Annotated in this window: 21 protein-coding genes; 9 read left to right on the forward strand and 12 right to left on the reverse strand. The window is 72.6% G+C overall.

The window, feature by feature from the left end; all coding sequences use genetic code 11:
• The first annotated feature begins 107 nt into the window (after positions 1 to 107).
• The gene (locus AB0I21_RS40480) at positions 108 to 1,169 is read left to right on the forward strand and encodes a glucose 1-dehydrogenase (protein WP_360568991.1); all 1,062 of its coding nucleotides are present in this window, start codon (positions 108 to 110) and stop codon (positions 1,167 to 1,169) included.
• A gap of 7 nt (positions 1,170 to 1,176) precedes the next feature.
• On the opposite strand, the gene AB0I21_RS40485 is transcribed toward AB0I21_RS40480, so the two are convergent.
• Entirely contained in the window at positions 1,177 to 1,500 is a 324-nt protein-coding gene (locus tag AB0I21_RS40485; RefSeq protein ID WP_344507357.1) for a plasmid stabilization protein, read from the reverse strand.
• A gap of 179 nt (positions 1,501 to 1,679) precedes the next feature.
• Between AB0I21_RS40485 and AB0I21_RS40490 the strand changes: the two genes are divergently transcribed.
• A complete protein-coding gene (locus AB0I21_RS40490; RefSeq protein WP_360568992.1) occupies positions 1,680 to 3,197 on the forward strand; it encodes a GGDEF domain-containing protein in 1,518 nt (505 codons plus the stop codon).
• A gap of 492 nt (positions 3,198 to 3,689) precedes the next feature.
• Here the strand turns inward: AB0I21_RS40490 and AB0I21_RS40495 are convergent, their stop codons facing one another.
• Together AB0I21_RS40495 and AB0I21_RS40500 are read right to left on the reverse strand one after the other, a co-directional pair.
• Complete coding sequence (locus AB0I21_RS40495) at positions 3,690 to 5,597, reverse strand: EAL domain-containing protein (RefSeq protein WP_360568993.1); 1,908 nt, start codon at positions 5,595 to 5,597, stop codon at positions 3,690 to 3,692.
• 164 nt (positions 5,598 to 5,761) lie between these two features.
• Positions 5,762 to 6,073 carry a LuxR C-terminal-related transcriptional regulator gene (locus AB0I21_RS40500; RefSeq protein WP_360568994.1) on the reverse strand — a complete coding sequence of 104 codons (312 nt, stop codon included), beginning with the start codon at positions 6,071 to 6,073 and terminating at the stop codon, positions 5,762 to 5,764.
• A gap of 45 nt (positions 6,074 to 6,118) precedes the next feature.
• On the opposite strand from AB0I21_RS40500, the gene AB0I21_RS40505 reads away from it, so the two are divergent.
• Together AB0I21_RS40505 and AB0I21_RS40510 are read left to right on the forward strand one after the other, a co-directional pair.
• Positions 6,119 to 6,349, forward strand: a complete 231-nt coding sequence (locus AB0I21_RS40505; protein WP_360568995.1) for a hypothetical protein — start codon at positions 6,119 to 6,121, stop codon at positions 6,347 to 6,349.
• Between the two features lie 90 nt (positions 6,350 to 6,439).
• On the forward strand, positions 6,440 to 7,351 hold the full coding sequence (locus tag AB0I21_RS40510; protein WP_360568996.1) for an SRPBCC domain-containing protein: 912 nt from the start codon (positions 6,440 to 6,442) through the stop codon (positions 7,349 to 7,351).
• An 82-nt stretch (positions 7,352 to 7,433) separates the two neighbouring features.
• Here AB0I21_RS40510 and AB0I21_RS40515 read toward each other — a convergent pair whose 3' ends face one another.
• On the reverse strand, positions 7,434 to 8,900 hold the full coding sequence (locus AB0I21_RS40515) for a glutamate synthase subunit beta (RefSeq protein WP_360568997.1): 1,467 nt from the start codon (positions 8,898 to 8,900) through the stop codon (positions 7,434 to 7,436).
• A 324-nt stretch (positions 8,901 to 9,224) separates the two neighbouring features.
• On the opposite strand from AB0I21_RS40515, the gene AB0I21_RS40520 reads away from it, so the two are divergent.
• A complete protein-coding gene (locus AB0I21_RS40520; protein ID WP_360568998.1) occupies positions 9,225 to 10,199 on the forward strand; it encodes a hypothetical protein in 975 nt (324 codons plus the stop codon).
• Positions 10,200 to 10,233: 34 nt separating this feature from the next.
• On the opposite strand, the gene AB0I21_RS40525 is transcribed toward AB0I21_RS40520, so the two are convergent.
• Positions 10,234 to 10,587, reverse strand: coding sequence for a hypothetical protein (locus tag AB0I21_RS40525; protein WP_360568999.1), 354 nt, complete (start codon positions 10,585 to 10,587; stop codon positions 10,234 to 10,236).
• Positions 10,588 to 10,651: 64 nt separating this feature from the next.
• The gene (locus tag AB0I21_RS40530; RefSeq protein ID WP_360569000.1) at positions 10,652 to 11,320 is read right to left on the reverse strand and encodes a TetR family transcriptional regulator; all 669 of its coding nucleotides are present in this window, start codon (positions 11,318 to 11,320) and stop codon (positions 10,652 to 10,654) included.
• A gap of 78 nt (positions 11,321 to 11,398) precedes the next feature.
• Between AB0I21_RS40530 and AB0I21_RS40535 the strand changes: the two genes are divergently transcribed.
• Both AB0I21_RS40535 and AB0I21_RS40540 read left to right on the forward strand, forming a co-directional pair.
• Positions 11,399 to 11,938, forward strand: coding sequence for a DUF1772 domain-containing protein (locus tag AB0I21_RS40535; RefSeq protein WP_360569001.1), 540 nt, complete (start codon positions 11,399 to 11,401; stop codon positions 11,936 to 11,938).
• 443 nt (positions 11,939 to 12,381) lie between these two features.
• Positions 12,382 to 12,573 carry a hypothetical protein gene (locus AB0I21_RS40540; protein WP_360569002.1) on the forward strand — a complete coding sequence of 64 codons (192 nt, stop codon included), beginning with the start codon at positions 12,382 to 12,384 and terminating at the stop codon, positions 12,571 to 12,573.
• A 27-nt stretch (positions 12,574 to 12,600) separates the two neighbouring features.
• Here AB0I21_RS40540 and AB0I21_RS40545 read toward each other — a convergent pair whose 3' ends face one another.
• Positions 12,601 to 12,735, reverse strand: coding sequence for a hypothetical protein (locus AB0I21_RS40545; protein ID WP_360569003.1), 135 nt, complete (start codon positions 12,733 to 12,735; stop codon positions 12,601 to 12,603).
• A 209-nt stretch (positions 12,736 to 12,944) separates the two neighbouring features.
• Between AB0I21_RS40545 and AB0I21_RS40550 the strand changes: the two genes are divergently transcribed.
• Positions 12,945 to 13,547, forward strand: a complete 603-nt coding sequence (locus AB0I21_RS40550; RefSeq protein ID WP_360569004.1) for a class I SAM-dependent methyltransferase — start codon at positions 12,945 to 12,947, stop codon at positions 13,545 to 13,547.
• A 6-nt stretch (positions 13,548 to 13,553) separates the two neighbouring features.
• Here AB0I21_RS40550 and AB0I21_RS40555 read toward each other — a convergent pair whose 3' ends face one another.
• Positions 13,554 to 14,789, reverse strand: coding sequence for a multidrug effflux MFS transporter (locus AB0I21_RS40555; RefSeq protein ID WP_360569005.1), 1,236 nt, complete (start codon positions 14,787 to 14,789; stop codon positions 13,554 to 13,556).
• Between the two features lie 36 nt (positions 14,790 to 14,825).
• On the opposite strand from AB0I21_RS40555, the gene AB0I21_RS40560 reads away from it, so the two are divergent.
• Positions 14,826 to 15,254 (forward strand): MarR family transcriptional regulator, encoded by a 429-nt coding sequence (locus tag AB0I21_RS40560; RefSeq protein WP_344507391.1) that lies wholly within the window; start codon positions 14,826 to 14,828, stop codon positions 15,252 to 15,254.
• 3 nt (positions 15,255 to 15,257) lie between these two features.
• On the opposite strand, the gene AB0I21_RS40565 is transcribed toward AB0I21_RS40560, so the two are convergent.
• The 4 genes from AB0I21_RS40565 to AB0I21_RS40580 form a co-directional block, all read right to left on the reverse strand.
• On the reverse strand, positions 15,258 to 16,388 hold the full coding sequence (locus AB0I21_RS40565) for an alpha-lytic protease prodomain-containing protein (RefSeq protein ID WP_360569006.1): 1,131 nt from the start codon (positions 16,386 to 16,388) through the stop codon (positions 15,258 to 15,260).
• 119 nt (positions 16,389 to 16,507) lie between these two features.
• Positions 16,508 to 17,077: a TrkA C-terminal domain-containing protein gene (locus AB0I21_RS40570; protein ID WP_360569007.1), complete on the reverse strand. Its 570-nt coding sequence runs from the start codon at positions 17,075 to 17,077 to the stop codon at positions 16,508 to 16,510.
• Between the two features lie 77 nt (positions 17,078 to 17,154).
• Positions 17,155 to 17,502 (reverse strand): hypothetical protein, encoded by a 348-nt coding sequence (locus AB0I21_RS40575; RefSeq protein WP_360569008.1) that lies wholly within the window; start codon positions 17,500 to 17,502, stop codon positions 17,155 to 17,157.
• Between the two features lie 77 nt (positions 17,503 to 17,579).
• Positions 17,580 to 18,683 (reverse strand): cellulose binding domain-containing protein, encoded by a 1,104-nt coding sequence (locus AB0I21_RS40580; RefSeq protein ID WP_360569009.1) that lies wholly within the window; start codon positions 18,681 to 18,683, stop codon positions 17,580 to 17,582.
• Positions 18,684 to 18,738 lie beyond the last annotated feature (55 nt).

Genomic DNA, 18,738 nt, shown 5'->3' on the forward strand with positions numbered 1-18,738 from the left:
GAGCCGGCGGAGCCGCCATTCGTGTCCGGTACATGGATGCACCGTGCACGGGGTATGCCGCAGATGCGCCGGTCATCAGCCGGATCGATCATGGAGGTGAGCACCGGATGCGTGCCCTGACCGTCATCCCGCAGCAGCAGCGATCCCTCGCCGTGACCGACGTCCCCGACCCGGAGCCGGGCGACGGCGAACTGCTCGTCGAAGGGCTGGCCGTCGGCGTGTGCGGCACCGACAAGGAGATCACCCACGGTGACTACGGGTGGGCACCGCCGGACCGGCAGCGGCTGGTGATCGGCCACGAGTCCCTGGGCCGGGTCCGGCACGCCCCGTCCGGCAGCGGCTTCGCGCCCGGAGACCTGGTCGTCGGGGTGGTGCGCCGCCCGGACCCGGTGCCGTGCGGTGCCTGCGCGCACGGGCAGTTCGACTTGTGCCGCAACGGCCGGTACACCGAACGCGGCATCAAACAGCTCGACGGGTACGCCAGCGAGGCCTGGACCGTCGAGTCCGGCTACGCGGTGAAGCTCGACCCGGGCCTCGCCGGCGTGGGCATGCTGCTGGAGCCGGCGAGCGTGGTCGCGAAGGCGTGGGACGAGATCGAGAAGATCGGCGCCCGTGCCTGGTTCGAGCCGAAGACCGTGCTGGTCACCGGGGCCGGGCCGATCGGACTGCTGGCCGCGCTGCTCGGCGTGCGCCGGGGCCTCGACGTGCACGTGCTGGACCGCGTCACCGCCGGTCCGAAGCCGGGCCTGGTCCACGACCTCGGCGCCGCGTACCACCACGAGCCGATCGACACGGTCATGTCAGCCGTGCGCCCCGACGTGGTCGTCGAGGCGACCGGTGTCGGGTCGGTGGTGTTCGGCGCGCTGGCGGGCACCGCACCGTACGGGATCGTCTGCCTCACCGGCGTCTCCTCGGCCGGGCGCCGGGTCACCGTCGACGCCGGCGACCTCAACCGGGAGATCGTCCTGGACAACGACGTGATCGTCGGCTCGGTGAACGCCAACCTCGGCCACTACGCCACGGCCGCGGACGCGCTGGCCGAGGCCGACCGGGACTGGCTCGGCCGGCTGATCACCCGCCGGGTGCCGCTGGAGCGGGCCGCGGAGGCGTTCACCGCCACCGACGAGGACGTCAAGGTCGTCATCACCCTCGACGACAGCCTCCGCTGAGCGCCGTTCAGCGGGACAGCGCCTTCTCCAGCTCGGCCTTGCTCATGGCGGAGCGCCCCTTGATGTTGCGCTGCCTGGCCTCGTTGTACAGCTGCTCCTTCGTGCGCCCCTGAGCGCCTGAATGCGAGCGCTTCCCGCCGCGATGCCCGGACGACACGTCGTTGATCGAGGACCGGCTGGCCGTCCGGGACTCTCCCGCGCGGGCCCGCTCCTTGTTGACCGTCCGCGCGGCGATCTCCTCGGCGACGTCCGTTGACCTGCCGCGCCGTTTCACGCTTTCCTTGATGTGCTCGTACTGCCGTTCGCGCTTGGCATTGGAACCGGCTGGCATCTGCTCCTCCTGGGATTGCGCAGGACCTCTTGCAGGTACTGGTTCCCATCCGTGCGCCGGGTAAGCGTGGCCGCACCGCCGGTACCCTGGCCGACCGGGCGTGCGGGGATTGTTCAAGTCGGCCCGGACGGTGCCGATGTCTGCCGACGACCAGCTGGCAGGGGTGAGGAGGGTTGAGGATGCGGCTGTCTCGCGGGGTCGGCGCGTTGCTGCCGGCCGGTGCGGTGCTGGCGATGCTGGCGGTGCTGGCCGGGCTGCTGCTGCCGCCGGACGCCTCCCGTCCGGTGACGGTCCTGGCCGACCTCGGGCTGCTCGGTGCGCTGACGTTCGTGGTGCGCCGCACGTCGCGCGTCCCCGGGGTGCCGCCCGCGGCCGCCCGGTTCTGGGTCAGCCTGGCGCGGGCGCTGCTGGTGTACGCGATCGGCATGGCCGTGGACCTCGCCGCGCTGCTGACGACCTCGGTCAGCGGGCGGTCCGTGTCGATGTACGGCGCGCAACTGGTCTACCCGGTCGCCGGCGTGTTCACCATGTACGCCGTGTTCCGCTACCCGACCGTCACCCACAGCCGGTCGCAGAAGCTGCGCGTCGGCCTCGACGCCGGCATCGTGCTCGTCGGCACCGCCGCGTTCATCTGGTACTTCACGGTCAGCAGCCACTGGGCCCCGGACCTCGGCTGGCTGTCGCTGTCGGAGACCCTGGCCCTGCCGGTGACGGTGCTCGTCGCCGGGTTCGGCGTGCTCCGCGTGGCGCTCGTCGGCGCCGGCCTGCTCACCCGCCCGACCCTGGCCTGCTACGCCGCCTGCATCACGCTGTCGGGCGTCGCCACCGCGCTGCCCGTCGGGCAGGAGGAAGCGCCGATCGCCCCGACCGTCCTGCTGCTGCTGGCGCAGCTGTCCTCGCTGACCGGGGCGGTGCTGCAGCACCAGGCGAGCGTCGCCGGCACCGTGCCGCCCCTGACCCGCCGCGACCGGCCGTTCAGCGTCCTGCCGTACGGCGCCTCCGCCGCCGCGTTCGGGCTGCTGGTCGCCGTCGTCGGCCCCGGGCTGGACTGGCGCCGCGGGGGAGTCCTGGCCGGCACCGGCGTCCTGCTGGTCCTGGTCGCGACCCGCCAGCTGGCGGCCCTGCACGAGAACAACCGGCTGCTCACGCAGAACAGGGCGCTCACCGAGCAACTGCGGCACCAGGCGTGGCACGACGAGCTGACCGGCCTGGCGAACCGGGCCTCGTTCAGCCGCCACGTGGACGAGGCGATCGAGCGGTTCACCGCGACCGGCGACGACACCGCGCTGCTGCTCATCGACCTGGACGGGTTCAAGGCGGTGAACGACACCTTCGGGCACGTCGTCGGGGACCAGCTGCTGTGCGACGTCGCCGGCCGGCTGACCCGCGAGGCCGGCGACGACGCGGTCGTCTGCCGCCTCGGCGGCGACGAGTTCGTCGTGCTCACCGGCCAGACCGGCGGGCGCGCCGCCGGACTCGCCAGCCGCCTGGTGCAGGCCGTCGCCGCCCACGCCGTCATCGGCGGCAACCCGGTCCGGGTCGGCGCGAGCATCGGCATCGCCGCCGTCAGCGACGCCCCGGGCGGCGCCGCCGACCTCCTCCGCCGCGCCGACACGGCCATGTACGCGGTCAAGTCCGCCGGCAAGAACAGCTGGCGCCTCAGCGACGCCCCCGCGCCCGCCACCACCAGCCGCTGACCTTCCCTCCCGGCACGCCGCGGACCCTACATACGGGCCCGCGGCGTGCCGGTTGCTGCGTGCAGGTCTCTGGTACGAGCCGGTGCCTGTCTGACCGCTGCTCTCCTCATCGAGGACCGGACGGGGGCAGGCAGGCACGCATGGTCGGACACCCCTTCGCAACGGGCGCTCCTGGCGACCCTGACGCCGACGCCGGTGAGCTGAGGGCCTTTCCCCGGTCGGTGGGATCGGCGCGGTGCTGGAACCCATGCGGATCACAGCTGGCGGCGGTCGGTCACGGCCCAGGGACATGGGCGACGTCCCCGTGCAGTGCTGCGTGCACCTCTGCTTCATGACACACACGCCGATGCGCAGCAGGGGTCCGGTTCGGCCGGTTCGAGGCCGGCAAGATCGACCCTGTGGGGCGATCATGCGGCAGGCATGCAAGAAGCGCGCAGCCCCGGGCTTGCCGAGGGCTGCGCGCTTACCTGCGCGGCGGTGGAACGAGCGGCGTCAGCCGACCGGGACGGTGGCGGGGCGCTGGTCGCTGATCCACCGGCTGAGGTCGGCGGCGGGCATCGGGCGGGCGTAGTGGTAGCCCTGGGCGATGTCGCAGCCGAGCGCCTGCAGGGCGGCGACGTGGACGACGCCCTCGACACCCTCGGCGACGACGGTCATGCCGAGGTTGTGGCCGAGCTCGATCGCGCCGCGGACGAGGACGGCGTCGTCGTGGTCGGCGTCCATGTGCAGGACGAACGTGCGGTCGACCTTCAGCTCGTCGACGGGCAGGCGCTTCAGGTACGCCATGGACGAGTAGCCGGTGCCGTAGTCGTCGATCGACAGCCGGACGCCGAGCTCGTGCAGCTCGGTGAGGGTGGCGGTGGCGGTCGCGGGGTTCGCCATGACGGCCGACTCGGTCACCTCCAGCCGCAGCAGCGACGCCGGCACGTCGAACTCGCGCAGCAGCGCGACGACGTGACCGACCAGGCCCGCGTCGAGCAGGCAGCGCGGCGACACGTTGACCGCGACCGGCAGGGTCAGGCCGTCGTCCAGCCAGGTGCGGACCTGACCGAGCGCGGCGCGCAGCACGTACAGGGTGAGCCGGCTGATCAGCCCGGTGGTCTCGGCGACGGGGATGAACTCCGCCGGCGGGATCGCGCCGCGGGTCGGGTGCTGCCAGCGCACGAGGGCCTCGGCACCGGACACCTGCCCGTCGTCGAGCCGGACCTTCGGCTGGTAGTGCAGGGTGAGCTGGTCGGTGCTGTCCAGGGCGCGGCGCAGGTCGCCGAGCAGCAGCAGGCGGCTGCCGTCCTCGACCTGCATCGCAGGGTCGTAGACGGCGACACCGGTCTTGGTGTCCTTCGCGCTGTACATGGCGATGTCGGCGCAGCGCAGGGCGGCCTCGACCGTGGTGGCGTGCTCCGGTGCCGCCGCGACGCCGATGCTGGCCTCGATGTCGACGGTCACGTCGTCGAGCACGAAGCTGCGGTGCAGCTCGCTCTGCAGTCGGTTGGCCAGGCGGGCGGCGTCGTGCGCGGCAGCCTGCGGCAGCAGGATCGCGAACTCGTCCCCGGACAGCCGCGCGACCAGGTCGCCGGAGCGCACCGTGGCGCTGGTCCGGGCCGCGACCTGCCGCAGCAGCTCGTCGCCGTAGTGGTGGCCCAGGGTGTCGTTGACCTCCTTGAACCGGTCCAGGTCGAGCATCAGCACGGAGGTGCCGGCGCCGCGGTCCTGCGCGTCCTGCAGCGCGTCGGCGGCGCGGCGGGCGAACAGCGTCCGGTTCGGCAGGCCGGTCAGCGGGTCGTGCGAGGCCAGGTACTCGCTGGAGGCGGCGTGCCGCATCAGCCGGCGCTGGTACCCCACGCTGGCCACCAGCAGCACCGTCATCAGCACCAGCCCGACCGCGAACCCGGCGACCGTCGCGATGAACGCGAGCGTCTCGACCCGCTCAAGGTGTCGCAGCGCGCGGGCGGCCTGCGCGTCCCGCTCGACGGTCGCGGTCTGCACGATCCGGTTGATCCGCTCGAACAGCGACTGCGCCCGGCCGGTGTCGATCCGGGCCACGTCACCGTCGTCGACGGCGTCGAAGACGTCGGTGACCGCCTGCAGGTACTGCCCGTGCAGCGCGCCGAGCTCGGTCGCCAGGCGCCGGTCGGTGTCGGTGCCGAAGCGTTCCACGTCGAGCAGCGCGTCCTGCAGCGACGCGCCCGCGGTGGTGTGCGACATCCGCACGACCGATCCCGGCTCGACCCGGTACAGCCGCTCGCTGCGCTCCTCGGTGATGACGGCGTCGTGGATGCGGCCGTACGCGGCGGCGAGCGCGCACACCTTGCTGACGGCCGCCGCCGACCGGCGGGTCTGCGCCACCCCGGTGACGCTCAGCCCGGTCAGGCTCAGCATGATCACGGCGAGGCCGGTCACGGCGTACCACCGCCGTCGCTGCGAACGCTGCACTGCCGCCGCCCCTCGAATGCCTGGCCGTCGTCCGACACCACGACATCGGGGCGCACGGTCCGGGGCTGAGCGCGGCCCGCGGGCTGCTCCCCGCCTGCACCCCGGTTGCGACCGTCCGTCGTCCGCCGGTGTCAGCCGGCCGGGTCGGGCGGCCGGCCGGCCTCGCCCGCGGCCCACATGCGGGCGGCGATGCCGACCCGGTTCCGCACGCCGAGCTTGGCCTGGATGCTGGCGACGTGGGTCTTCACCGTCCCGGCGGAGATGCTGAGCGACTCGGCGATCTCCGCGTTGGTGCCGCCGGCCGCCACCGCCCTGGCGACGTCCCGCTCCCGGCCGGTCAGCCCTGAGACGCCTGAGACGCCGGCCGCCGATGCGGGCAGCGGCTGGAGGCGGCGCAGCAGCCGGACGGTCAGCTGCGGGCTGATCAGCGTGTCGCCGGCCATCGCCGCCCGGACCGCCTCGCCGTCGTCCCCGCGGTCGTCGTCGCGATGGCGGTCACGTCGGCGGGCCTGATGTTCGCCCGCGTGCTGTACCTGGACCCCGACCCGGACAAGCTGGCGATGATGGGCCCCGCCCTGCTGTGGCCGGTATGGGGCGCCGCCCTGGCCGTCGCCGCGGCCGCGTACCGGATCCGTCGCCGGGGCGACTGCCGGACGTGCTCGGCACACGGCTCACACGGGCCTCACACGGCGGCGGACGGGCTGCGCGTGGGCGATTGACAAAACATCTTTTTACGTAAAGACTCGCTTTCGCATGAGTGACCTCGCCCAACTCGGCGGCTCCAGTAGGCAGTACCGAAGGAGATCCCAATGACAGAGCACAGTGAGCTGCGGCTGAGCGCGGTCATGCCGGCCGCGCTGAAGGTGGTCCACGCCGCGCTGACCGACGCGGCCGCGCTGCGGGTGTGGCTGGCCGAGCAGGCCGAGGTGACGCTGCCCGACCGGTTCCAGTTCTGGGGCCGCCACACGCCCGACGGCGCCGAGCCGCGGCAGCGGGTGCTGTCCGCCGACGAGCGCGGCCTGCGGCTGGCCTGGACCGTCGGCGGTGTCGAGACCACGGTCGAGATCACCCTGACCGAGCACGAGGCCGGCGCCGACGGCACGGAGAGCACGCTGCTCACCCTGACGCAGACGGACCTGCCGACCTTCGCGGAGGTCCTGTCGGACATGGCCGGGCCGCGTGGTGAGCTGCAGACGTTCTGGACGCTCGCCCTGGAGAACCTGCACGACCACCTGGCGGGGCGCGAGCTGACCCCGAAGTGCGACTACACCTCACCGCAGCTGCAGGGCTCGGTGGTCATCGACGCCGCGCCGCAGGCGGTGTTCGACGCGCTCACCCAGCCGGAGCGCTACACCAGATGGTCCGGCGTCCGCGTCGACATCGAGCCGAGGGTGGACGGCCGGTTCGCGATGGGCGGCTTCGACCTGGACCCGTCGGGCGGCGTCAGGTTCGTCGAGTTCGAGCCGGGGCGCCGGGCGTCGCTGCGGTTCCCCGACGGGCTCACCTCCACCTGGGAGCTGGAGGGCTCGGGCGGCCGGACCCGGCTCACGTTCGTGCAGAGCGGGTTCGACGTGGACAACCCGCCCTACCCGGGCTGGGCCGGCTGGCTCAGCGGCCTCGCCGCGGTGCGGCGCTACCTCGAGGTGCCCGGCTTCCGCCGGATCTGGCGCCGGTACGAGGCCCCGGGCATCCCCGCCGGGATGTTCGCCGTCGACGACTGACGGCGCCGGCGGGACCCGGTGCGCAAAGGGGGAGGGCGGAGCGGTGATGCCGCTCCGCCCTGCACGGTGTCGCCGGGTGCGCTCAGTGCGCGGCGAGCGGCATCGAGGACGGGGTGATCGGCGCCGGCAGGGCGCCGCCGGTGCCGAGGTACTCGTGGACCGCCGCCGCCGCGGAGCGGCCCTCGGCGATCGCCCACACGATCAGCGACGGCCCGCGGCGGGCGTCGCCGGCGACGAAGATGCCCGGCGCGTCGGTCTGCCAGGCGGCGTCGGTGTCGATCGTGCCGCGCCGGTTGCGGGTCAGCTCGACCTGCTCGAGGTGCGCGCCGTCCTGCGTGCCGCCGAAACCGATCGCCAGCAGGGCCAGGTCCGCGGGGATCTCGCGGACCGTGCCCTCGACCTCGGTGAGGGTGAAGCCCGGGCCGAGCAGGACGTCGACCAGCTCGACCGCCCGGAGCTTGCCGTCCTCGGTGCCGATGAAGCGGCGGATCGCGCAGCCGAAGTTGCGCTCGCCGCCCTCCTCGTGGGCGGAGCCGCTGCGCAGCATGATCGGCCAGGTCGGCCACGGGTTGCGGGCCGGGTCGCGCTGCGGCGGGGGCAGCGGGGCGACCTCGACGAGCTGGACGCTGGCCGCGCCCTGGCGGTGGGCGGTGCCGAGGCAGTCCGCCGCGGTGTCACCGCCGCCGACGACGATGACGTGACGCCCTTCGGCGCTGATCGGCGGGGCGTCCAGCGAGCCGGCGACGACCCGGTTGGCGCCCTCCAGGTACTCCATCGCCTGGTGGATGCCGCTCAGCTCACGGCCGGGGGTGTCCGGCACGTCACGGGCGTCGAGCGCGCCGCAGGCCAGGACGACGGCGTCGTGCTGCTTGCGCAGGTCCGCGAGCGACACGTCCTCGCCGACGTGGCAGCTGGTGACGAACGTCACGCCCTCCGCCTCGAGCTGGGCGACGCGCTCGTCGATGTGGTGCTTCTCGAACTTGAAGTCCGGGATGCCGTAGCGCAGCAGGCCGCCGATCGCGTCGCTGCGCTCGTACACCGTGGTCGCGTGACCCGCGCGGGCCAGCTGCTGCGCGGCGGCGAGACCGGCCGGGCCGGACCCGACCACGGCCACGCTGCGCCCCGACGGCGCCGCCACCGGGAACGGCTTGAGCGGCCCGCCGTCGGTGGCGCGGTTGATGATCTCGACCTCGACCTGCTTGATCGTGACCGGGTCGTCACCGATACCGAGGACGCAGGCGGCCTCGCACGGCGCCGGGCACAGCCGCCCGGTGAACTCGGGGAAGTTGTTCGTCGCGTGCAGCACGTCGGCCGCGCGCTCCCAGTCGCCGGTGCGGACCAGGTCGTTCCAGTCCGGGATCAGGTTGCCCAGCGGGCAGCCGTTGTGGCAGTACGGGACACCGCAGTTCATGCACCGGGCGGCCTGCTCGTGGATGAGCTGCGAGTCCGCGCGCTGGTAGACGTCGCGCCAGTCCGCGACCCGCTCGGTCACAGGACGCAGCAGCGGCAGCTGACGCCGGTACTTCATGAAGCCCATCGGATCGGGCATGCCTGACCTCCACCGTTGCCTGTGGGTGCATCGGAATACGGTGGGACAGCGTTGGCCCGGCCTGTCGGTGCACCTTAGCGGTGCAGCCCAGGTTTCTCACAGTGGGTACCGGAGCCAAATTTCCCACACCATGCCCGCACACCTCCCACCTGGTGGAAGCGACTGCGCACGACCTGGCGTTCTGGCAGGCGCTCGTGGCGCCCCGGTGCCGATCACGCCGTCCCAGATAGTGGCTGTGCCGTCGCCGCGGGACGGCTGTTCAGCGTCCGGCCGCTCGTGCATACTGTGCCGCCAGATGATCAAGCCCGGGCGGATGAGAGCACAATGAACGACCACGACGACGACCCGTTCCACGGGCTTGACGACTGGGCCAAGGACGTCGAACGGCGGGCGAAGCGGGCCCACCGCTGGGGGCGCGTGGCGCGCCTCTTCCGTTGGTCCGAGGCCGCCAAGACGACCCTCTGGATCGCCAGCGCCGTCGCCGCGGCGGTGCTCCTGGCCGCCGCCTTCCCGTATGTGAGAGCCGCGTTCACGGCCGATCCGGCCGGCGGCGACACGGGTCCGGCCGCCTACCCGACGCAGCCGGTGCCCAGCGGCATCTCCGTGACCACCTCGGCGAGCGCCGCCCCGACCGGCCCGTTCGACGGCACCGCGGCCGCGACGTACCCCAAGGGCGACGCCGGGATCACCATGCCGCCGGCCACCGCCGTCACCGGCTTCACCCAGGCCGAGGTGGGCGCGGACCTGCAACTGGTGCACCAGGCGCTGGTGGCCGGCCGCCTGGACCAGAAGATGCTCGTCGGGCACGACAACTCCACGTTCCTCGCGCTGCTGGCGCCGAACGCCCGCACCGGGACCACGAAGTGGCTCACCGGCGCCACCCGCCTCAACGCGGTGACCTGGATCGACCCGTCCGCGACACTGGACCCCGACGAGCAGCCCCGGGTCAGCGGCCGCGTCACCTTCGACTCCGCCAAGGTCGACGGCATCCAGACCCTGCGCGTCACCACCAACTTCGTCTGGGTCTACGCATTCGACGTACGCCAGCCAACCCCGATCGCCGCCGTGCACGACAGCATCCGCTGGGAGTTCCCGAAGCCCGACCAGGTGCGCAAGAACGACCGCGGCATGTGGATCGCCGACACCGACTCCTACGTCGCGTGGATGGACTGCGCCAGCGCCGAAAAGGGCCTGCTCGCCCTGGGCAAACCGGCGGCCCCCACCCCGCACCCGAGCGAATCCGAACCCGCCGACGCCATCCTGCGCCCCGACCACACCCTCGACATCGGCGACGACTGAGCCAAACCCCCCACAACCCCCAGCTCGAACACGGCTACCGGGTGAGTTGGACGACGTACTCGGTGTCGTGGTGGTTTCCGACGAGCTCCGTGAACTCGCCGGCGACGAATGTCCAGCCGCCGGCGGCGATGACCGCCCGCAGCTTGTCGATGGGGATGCGGACGGCGTCGTCGGGCACGTTCCACGCGTCGATCGATTCGCGGGCGCGGGCCTCGAGGTCCTCGATCGTGGCGATGTCGTCCGGGTCGGGTTCGTCGCCGCTGTACGGTGTCCAATCGCCCTCGGTGACGCGCCGCATCAGTTCCGTGGTCGCGGCCTCGGGGTTGTCGATGCTCTCGTCCCAGTCGTGTTCGAAGTAGCTGAACATGAGCATCACGGTCTCGGCCACGGTGATGATCGTAGGCTTCTCCTCGACGGACACGCTGGCAGCGTTGGTGTTTCGGGCCTGTGGGTCAGTCCACGGGCTGCGTGTGCCGGTCCGGCTGGTGTGGCAGCAGCGCGTCGGCGAGCGTGGAGGTCAGCCAGTCGGCGTAGTCGTCGATGGGCCAGCCGCAGGTGGTCGTCAGTCGTTCGAAGACCTCGATCGACGTCAGCGCGAAGATGATGTCGGCCGCGCGGTCCGCGTCGATGCCGGGTCGCAGGGCGCCGGCCGCGGCGAGCATGCCGGCTGGGCCGCGGGTCCCGGTGCGGCGCTGGGCCTCCGACTCCTGCAGGAGTGAACCCAGGCCGCCGGCCGCCGCGCGCAGCACCGCGTGCACCGGGGCGATGCGTTCGGCCGTGGTGGCCACCATGCTGGCGTAGAGCCGCAGTTTGCGCGCCGGGTCGGGCTCGGCGATGATCGCCGCCACGGCCGGCCGCTCGCTCATCGCGACCGGCGCGGCGTCGCCGGCCAGGGTCGTGTCGTAGACCAGCTTCGCCAGGCCTGCCTTTCCTCCGGGGCAGGCGGCGTAAAGCGTCTGGACCGCAACGCCGGCCGCGGCAGCCACGTCGCCCATGGTGGTGTCGGCGTAACCGCGGGCGAGCATGAGTTCCCGGGCGGCGTCGGCAATTCGCTGGCGCGTGCCGTCGGACTGCTCGCGGCGGAGTTCGCTCTCGTACCGGCGTTTGGGCTTGTCGGTCATCGGACACCATGTTGTCAGAATTTTCAGTGGAAGACATTCTATTCAATATAAGTCAATCCAATCGAGTGGAGTCCGGTCATGCGTATCTGGTCATTCGAGATCGTGCGTGCCCTGGCGACGGCGCTCGTCGCGCTGTATGCCGGCGGCGTCTTGTTCGTGGTCCTCGCGCCGAGCGTGACCCGTCTGCCCGCCGACGCCTACACGCGCTGGTGGCAAGCCATGAACACCGACATGAGCCGGGCCATGCCACCGATGTTGCTGACCTGTCTGGGCCTGCTGACCCTCACCGCGGTGCTGGGCTACGGCCGTTCGAAGCCGGCCTTCGTCGCGGCGGTCGTGGCGATCCTGCTCATCGTGGTCACCATCGGGCTGACCGTGATCCGGCTGGAGCCACTCAACGCCATCGGCGACACGTGGAACCCGGAGGCTCCACCAGACGACTGGACCGAGGTCCGCAGCCGCTGGCAGCGACTGCACCTGGTGCGCACCTTCCTCGCCCTGCTGACCCTCGTAACCCTCCTGGTTGCCCACGTCGTGGAGCGGGCGGCGACGCCGTCAAGCGCCACACCGGACCCGAACCCGAGCCGGTCAGTGACGGCAGCTCAACCGGAGGTGTAGTCCGTAACGCATGGACCGGTCGATCGAAGGGGTGCGCGGGTATCGTTGCCGATCGCACTCGCCGAGCGGCACGGAGGCCTCGATGAGGACTGAGCTGGTCACCGAGGACATGATCGCCGAGTGTCGGGAGCTGGCGAGGCTCGACCCGGCCGCCGGCGTTCCCGAGCTGGCTCAGTGCCTGGTGAGGTTCGGTTGGCAGGTTCGGCGCGAGCGGCCAGCGCAAAGCCTCCCGTACTTGGAGGAGGCCGCCGACCTCTGGCGGGTCCTGGCGGCCGATGGAGCCACGGCGCATCTCGCCGGCGCGTCGCGGGCGTTTGCCTCGCTGGCCCAGCTGTGCTCGGTCGTCCACGCCGACGAGCGCGCCTTGGTCGCACGGCACCAGGCTGCGGCGTACCGCCCGGCGGACCAGCCCACGACCGGCGGACGTCGACACGAGGGTCCTCATGGCGCTCGCGTCCGGGCTTGCCGAGGCCGGGCAGTTCGCGCAGGCCGTGACCGCACAGCGTGAGGTCGTCGACAGCCACCGTGCGGCCGAACCGCAGAACCAGGCCATGGGCCACCTCGCCACCGGCGACTACGCCACGGCGACCGACGGGCTGCGCGAGGCCCTCGCCCTCCACGCCACCACCCATTGATGAGGCGGACCGATGGCGGCGCAGCAGTCATCGGTCGTTCACGGGGTTCGCCGGGTGTGCCCGTCGACCGGCTGGCGCGGTGCCGCCGTGCAGCGCCCGGAGCACACCACCGATCACCGATCGCGGATGACGTCCGATGCCGTCGAAGATCGTGGAGAGCATCGCGGCAGCGTAAGGGGGCACGGCCGGCGCCGGCCAGCACTTGGGCGGCGCAGGTACGGGTCTCCAACCCCGGCGGACTCGACGGCGTCACCCAGCATGATCGCTCCACTCATTCGTGGCGATGCTCGCCCGGCACGAGACGATCCAGCCGCAGCGAGCCAGACCGGCGGACCCGCCGGCATCGTGACGGGATACGGCATCATTCGGCTATGGCGATCGGCGGAACCGCGCGGCACGAGACTCAGCTTGATCTGCCGGATCGTGTCGCCGTCGCGGTAGCGGCGGCCCGCGACGCTGGTTTCACCGCGTCGTGCCTGCCTGAGCACGGTCGCTTGCTGCGGCTGCTGGCCGCTGGGATCGGCGCCGGACGCATCGCCGAGACCGGCACCGGTTACGGCGTCGGCCTGGCGTGGATGGTCAGCGGGGCGCATCCTGACGCTCAACTGTTCAGCATCGAACGAGAACCGCATCGAGCCCAGCGAGCGCAACAGCTGTTCGCCGATGACCCGCGGGTGAAGGTCCGCCGCGGTGATTGGCGCGATCTGGTTGATGAGGCGCCGTTCGACATGCTGGTCCTCGACGGCGGCGGCCAGGGCAAGGCGGATGAGCCACCACTCGAACCGGCCGACTGGCTCCGCCTCGGTGCCGTGGTGGTGATCGATGACTTCACGCCCATGACCGGTTGGCCGCCCCGGCACGCGGGACAGCTCGACGATGCACGCATGTTCTGGCTGGAGCATCCGCGGCTACGGACAACGGAGATCCGCGTGACGCCGACCGCGGCGTCGCTCGTCGCCACGTACATCGGCTGAACGAAGTCACGGCGAGGACGGGAAAGTGGACCGGGCGGATACCGGCTGCCGGGCGAGCGTCAGCACGCCGAGCGCCGCGGCGGCACAGACGAGCATCGTCGCCGCCATCGGTACGGCGGAAGCCTGGCCGGCCAGGCTCATGGCGGACGCCGCGACGCCCGCGATCAGGAACTGCAGCAGCCCCTGCAGTGAGGATGCGGCACCGGCCGAGGCGCCGTGCCCGGCGAGGGCGAGCGAGGTGGCGTTGGCCAGCACGACGCCCAGCATCGAGACGACGACGAACAGGCAGACCAGCAGCACCGGCAGCGGCAGGCGGGCCGCGGCGGCGACGACGACGCCGGCGGCGCCCGTGACGGCGACGCAGAGGGCGCCGCGCAGCAGCGTGCGCTCGTGCGCGACCCGGCCGACGAGCAGCCCGTTGAGCTGGCCGAAGAGCACGATGCCCAGGCCGTTTCCGCCGAAGACGAGGCTGTACTGCTGGGCGCTCAGCCCGTACACCTCCTGCAGAACGAACGACGAGCCGGAGATGTAGGCGAACGCCGCCGCGAACATCAGCGCCGCGGCCAGGACGTGCCGCAGATAGTGCCGGTCGGTGCCGAGGGTCCGGAACGCGCGCAGCGTGTCGCGGAAGCCGGACCGGCGACGTTGCGGGGGCAGCGACTCGGGCAGCGCGAGGACGACCGCGACGGACAGGACGGTGCCGAACCCGGCCAGCACCAGGAACACCGCCCGCCAGGTGGCGACGGTCAGCAGCTGGCCGCCGACGACGGGCGCCAGGATCGGGGCGGCGCCGTTGACGAGCATGAGCGTGGAGAAGAAGCGGGTCATGGCGGTGCCCTCGAAGAGGTCCCGGACGATCGCGCGGGACAGCACGACGCCGGTCGCGGCGCCGAGGGACTGCACGGCCCGGCCGGCGATCAGCCAGCCGACGTCCGGGGCGAACGCGCACCACAGGGAGCCGGCGACGTACAGGGCCAGGCCCAGCAGGAGCGGCCGGCGGCGTCCCCAGGCGTCCGACAGCGGGCCGGCGATCACCTGGCCGGCGGCGAGCCCGACCACGAAGACGGTCAGCGTCAGCTGCACCAGCGGTGCGCCGGTGTGCAGATCGTGTGCCATGCCGGGCATCGCCGGCAGGTACATGTCGATGGTGAGCGGGCCGAACGCGGCGAGCGAGCCGAGCACCACCGCCAGCCGGGCCCGCCGCCCGCGGCGCAGGTCCTGACCGGCCAGGGTTATCAGCACATAACTATGATGTCATAATCCACTAGGATGTGAACCGTGGGCAACGACACCGATCTCGCCGACCTGGCGCAGCTGATCCTCAATGTCGGCCGGCTGGTGCGCGCCCGTACACCGGAAGGCCCCGACGTCGTGCCCATGACCGAGACCGAGCGGCACGTGATGCGGGTCGTGGACCTCTTCCCGGGCGCCTCGCCCAGCCAGATCGCCGACCGCGCCGGGCTCCAGCGCACCAACGTCAGCACCGCCCTGCGCGGCCTCGAGGAGAAGGGCATGGTCGCCCGCCGCGCCACCGCCGGCCGCGGCGTCGCCGTCCACCCGACCGAACGCGCCGCCGCCAACCTGCGGACGCTGCGCGCCGTCTGGGCCCGCGAGCTCGCCGAGGCCCTCGGTGAGGACCTCGGCGACGTCCGCCGGTGCACCGCGCTGCTCGACCGCCTGGAGCGGCACTTCACCACGGCGCGCTGAGCGTCAGCCGACGGAGACCCGCCAGCCCATCGGCGTCACGGCGGCGGCCGGGTGGAAGTACGTCGTGGTGCCGCCCGGCGACATGGCCACGATCATCCCGCCGATCTTCAGCCCGGCCGCGTCATAGGTGAAGACGTTGCCGCCGCTGTCGCCCAGCCGGGTCATGACACCGCCGCCGCTGACCAGCCGGTCGAGGCTGCACGTGGTGATGCCGTCGGTCATCAGGACGCAGAGGTTCGTCGCGTCGACCGTGCCCGAGCACACCTCGCCGCCGAACGCGCCGTTGGTGCAGAACGTCTGGCCGACCACAGAGGCCTTCGTCCCGCGGATGGTGTCACCGTAGTCGCTGGTCGACGGGCCCTTGTAGGTCCACGGCGTGAAGGTTCCGAGGACGTACTCGACGTCCTTGCCGTTGTCCGTCAGCGTCCGGCCGCTCACCGTGCCGATCGAGACACCGTTGTTGGAGACGACCGCGGCGTTGGCGAAGCAGTGGCCCGACGTGACCATCCTGCGGGTGGCCGGCGTGCCGGGCACCTCGACGAAGAACCCGGCGGTGCAGGCCGTGCCGCCGGAGGTGATCCGGATCCCGGCGGCCCAGGGCTTCCAGTCGACGGTCCGGCTCGCCCTGGTCGCCCGCGCGGCCTGGTGCAGGGCGACCCGGTCGCCGAACTCCGCCCGCGCGGCGGCCACCAGCCGCGGCGACAGCTCCGTCACGCCGACCGCGACGCGGTTGTGGGTGACGTCGACGTACCACTCCGACAGTGACGCGCCGCCGGGCCGCCACCGGCCGACGCGTTGGCGCACCGCGTCCAGCTCGGCCAGGCTGTGGCTGACCGGGACGAGGTCGACCCGCCATCCCCGCCCGCCCTGACCGGCGGCGCTGGAGCCCACCTTGGAACGCGCCGCGGCGAGCCGGCCCGGCGCGTACCGGATGGTCAGGACGTCGCTGGCCTCGTCGACGCTCACCCCGCCGAAGGTCGCCTGGTCGGCGCCCGCGAGGGAGACGAGCTCGTCGGCCCAGGCCTGGTCGACGACGAGCGGTGACGGCGCCGCGCCGGCGGGCACGGCGGACACCGCCGCACCCACGATGCCGACGAGCGCCGTCACGATGTACCGCCTGCACAGCGAACGCATGGGACCGCCTCCGGACAACATCGACGAGCATGGTTGCTCGGTGCACTCGATGGCACCACCCGGGTGCGTCCGGCGGTAGGGCACTCAGCGATCCTGTTGGCGATACAGCAAGCGGTACATCAGACCGCCGTCACCGAGTCGATCACCTCGAACGCGGCGTCCGGCCGCCCGATGACGACCACGATGTCGCCGGCCCGGCACCGCAGGTCCGGCCCGGGGGAGGGCACGACGTGCTCGCCGCGGACCACGGCGATCACGGTCGCGCCGGCGACGCCGGTGCCGGTCAAGGGCCGTCCGATCCGCGGCGAGTCCGGCCCGATGAGGACCTGCAGCACCGCGACGCCGTCGGCGTGCCGGTCGAGGCGGGCGCAGTGCGTCATCGGGCCTGTCGTGCCGACCAGTTCGGCCACGGTGCGGGCCTCCGCGGCGGTGAGCAGGACCCCGGTGAGGCGGGTGTCCGGGTCGGCCGGGTCGTACACGACGAGCTCCCGCCGGTCGTCGTCGTGCCGGATGACGCCGACGTGGTGCCCGTCCCGGGCGGCGAGCACGTGCAGCGTGCCGATGCCGGGCAGGGGAGCGCTGGTGCTGCGCGGGACGCTCCGCCGGGTGGCCATGCGCGGCGCCGGCGGCGGTGGGGGTCCGGGTCGGGAGCGCCGGCGGCCCGGCGTGATCGGCGGTGTGGGGTTCATGACGGACGACCTCCTGAGGGTCAACGCGATGAGACCGTCGACCCCGGCGGGGTCGCGGCTGCGGACAATGTGGACGCTCAGGAGGTGGGTGGGCCCCGGCAGGTCGGCGCCGCAGCCGGCCGTCCGGCGTGGACGGTGGCGGCGGCCTGGCCGCGGCACGCCGGCCCCAGGACGGGGTCTGCGTCGGCGACGGGTGGGAGCACGGCGAGCCAGTGCGGCGCGCCGGACCGCAGGTCCCGCGACTCGGGCAGCTTCCTGCCGTGCGGTGTCTCGGCACCGGCGGTGGCGATGGCGACCGTGCCGCGGGCGAACTGGAACGTGTCGCCGGGCAGCGCGTCGTGGGCCCGGGAGAGCCCGAGCAGCAGGACGCACGCGCTCAGCGCCAGGCCGACCGCGGTCGTGCGCAGGACGGAAGCGACTCGCATCCCGCACCTCCCGCCCGTCGGAACCGTCTACGCTACCAGGCGAAACGGCAGTGCGGGCGGGAGTCGCATGTGGACAGTCAGGCGGTGCAGGGCACCCCGTTGACGTAGACGGTCGGCGGCGGGGTGGGCGGTGCGGTCCGGGTGCCGTACATGCCCACGGTCACCGAACCACCGGGCGGGATGACCCGGTTCCAGCTCGTGTGGGTGAGGGTGACCGCGGCGCCGGTCTGGCCGGAGGTGGCGTTCCAGGCCTGGGTGACGCGCTGGTCGCCGGGGAACGTGAAGGTGATGACCCAGTCGGAGATGGGCGTCGTCCCGGTGTTGGTGACGGTCACGTCGGCGACGAACCCACTGGCCCACACCGATGTGTACGTGAACGTGGCGCGGCATGAAAGCACTGGCGGCGAGCTCGCGGACGGGCTGCCCGGCCCGCCGGTCCCGCCGGTGACGACGACCGTGTTGGAGGCGATCGAGACGTTGCCGGCCGCGTCGCGGGCCCGGACGTAGAACTGGTCGCGGGGCGACACCACGGCCGCCGTGTACGTGGTCCCGGGGACCGTGGTCAGCAGCGTGGAGATGAACACGCCGTCGAAGCGGTAGACGTTGTAGCCGGTGACGGCCACGTTGTCGGTGGAGGGCGACCAGGTCAGCGTGGTGCTGGGCCCGTTGGTCGGGTCGGCCCGCAGGCCGGTCGGCGCGGCGGGCGGCACCGTGTCCGGGCCCGTGTCGGTGACCGGCGTGACGACGACGACCGTGTTGGAGCCGCCGGAGCGGTGGCCGAGGTCGTCGTGGGCCGAGACCTGGAAGGTGTACTGCTGGCCCGGCCGGATGTCGGTGGTGACGGTGGCCGTGGTGACGTCGCCGACGGCGATGACCCGGCCGTAGTCGTTGAAGGCCGGCATGGACGTGATGTCGTAGCCGGTGACCGCGCAGCAGCCGCGGCTCGAGGCGGTCCAGGTCAGCGTCACCGACGTGGACGTCACCGCGGTCGCCCGCAGGTTCGTGGGCGGGGTCGGCGGGAACGGCGAGGTGTTGGGCGTTCCCGAGGTTGAGGGCGGGGGCGGGGCGGGGGTGGCCGCCACGCTGCCGTTGGCGTCGTTGACGGCCACCAGCAGGGCGCCGGCGAGCATGGCGGTGCCGGCGACGGACGCCAGCCGAAGCAGCGATCGAGTTCCGGGCATGGCCCGAGCCTGGCCCACCGCATCGACGGCGGTCAACGGAATGCGTCGGCTGCCG

Source organism: Dactylosporangium sp. NPDC050588, from assembly GCF_040654975.1.
GTDB lineage: Bacteria > Actinomycetota > Actinomycetes > Mycobacteriales > Micromonosporaceae > Dactylosporangium > Dactylosporangium maewongense.

Bases quoted from the DNA above. Each gene is read 5' to 3' on its own strand.
- AB0I21_RS40480 (WP_360568991.1), top strand. From the start codon at position 108: ATGCGTGCCCTGACCGTCATCCCGCAGCAGCAGCGATCCCTCGCCGTG.
- AB0I21_RS40485 (WP_344507357.1), bottom strand. From the start codon at position 1,500: ATGCCAGCCGGTTCCAATGCCAAGCGCGAACGGCAGTACGAGCACATC.
- AB0I21_RS40490 (WP_360568992.1), top strand. From the start codon at position 1,680: ATGCGGCTGTCTCGCGGGGTCGGCGCGTTGCTGCCGGCCGGTGCGGTG.
- AB0I21_RS40500 (WP_360568994.1), bottom strand. From the start codon at position 6,073: ATGGCCGGCGACACGCTGATCAGCCCGCAGCTGACCGTCCGGCTGCTG.
- AB0I21_RS40505 (WP_360568995.1), top strand. From the start codon at position 6,119: ATGGCGGTCACGTCGGCGGGCCTGATGTTCGCCCGCGTGCTGTACCTG.
- AB0I21_RS40510 (WP_360568996.1), top strand. From the start codon at position 6,440: ATGACAGAGCACAGTGAGCTGCGGCTGAGCGCGGTCATGCCGGCCGCG.
- AB0I21_RS40515 (WP_360568997.1), bottom strand. From the start codon at position 8,900: ATGCCCGATCCGATGGGCTTCATGAAGTACCGGCGTCAGCTGCCGCTG.
- AB0I21_RS40520 (WP_360568998.1), top strand. From the start codon at position 9,225: ATGAACGACCACGACGACGACCCGTTCCACGGGCTTGACGACTGGGCC.
- AB0I21_RS40530 (WP_360569000.1), bottom strand. From the start codon at position 11,320: ATGACCGACAAGCCCAAACGCCGGTACGAGAGCGAACTCCGCCGCGAG.
- AB0I21_RS40535 (WP_360569001.1), top strand. From the start codon at position 11,399: ATGCGTATCTGGTCATTCGAGATCGTGCGTGCCCTGGCGACGGCGCTC.
- AB0I21_RS40540 (WP_360569002.1), top strand. From the start codon at position 12,382: ATGGCGCTCGCGTCCGGGCTTGCCGAGGCCGGGCAGTTCGCGCAGGCC.
- AB0I21_RS40545 (WP_360569003.1), bottom strand. From the start codon at position 12,735: ATGCTCTCCACGATCTTCGACGGCATCGGACGTCATCCGCGATCGGTG.
- AB0I21_RS40550 (WP_360569004.1), top strand. From the start codon at position 12,945: ATGGCGATCGGCGGAACCGCGCGGCACGAGACTCAGCTTGATCTGCCG.
- AB0I21_RS40565 (WP_360569006.1), bottom strand. From the start codon at position 16,388: ATGCGTTCGCTGTGCAGGCGGTACATCGTGACGGCGCTCGTCGGCATC.
- AB0I21_RS40570 (WP_360569007.1), bottom strand. From the start codon at position 17,077: ATGAACCCCACACCGCCGATCACGCCGGGCCGCCGGCGCTCCCGACCC.
- AB0I21_RS40575 (WP_360569008.1), bottom strand. From the start codon at position 17,502: ATGCGAGTCGCTTCCGTCCTGCGCACGACCGCGGTCGGCCTGGCGCTG.
- AB0I21_RS40580 (WP_360569009.1), bottom strand. From the start codon at position 18,683: ATGCCCGGAACTCGATCGCTGCTTCGGCTGGCGTCCGTCGCCGGCACC.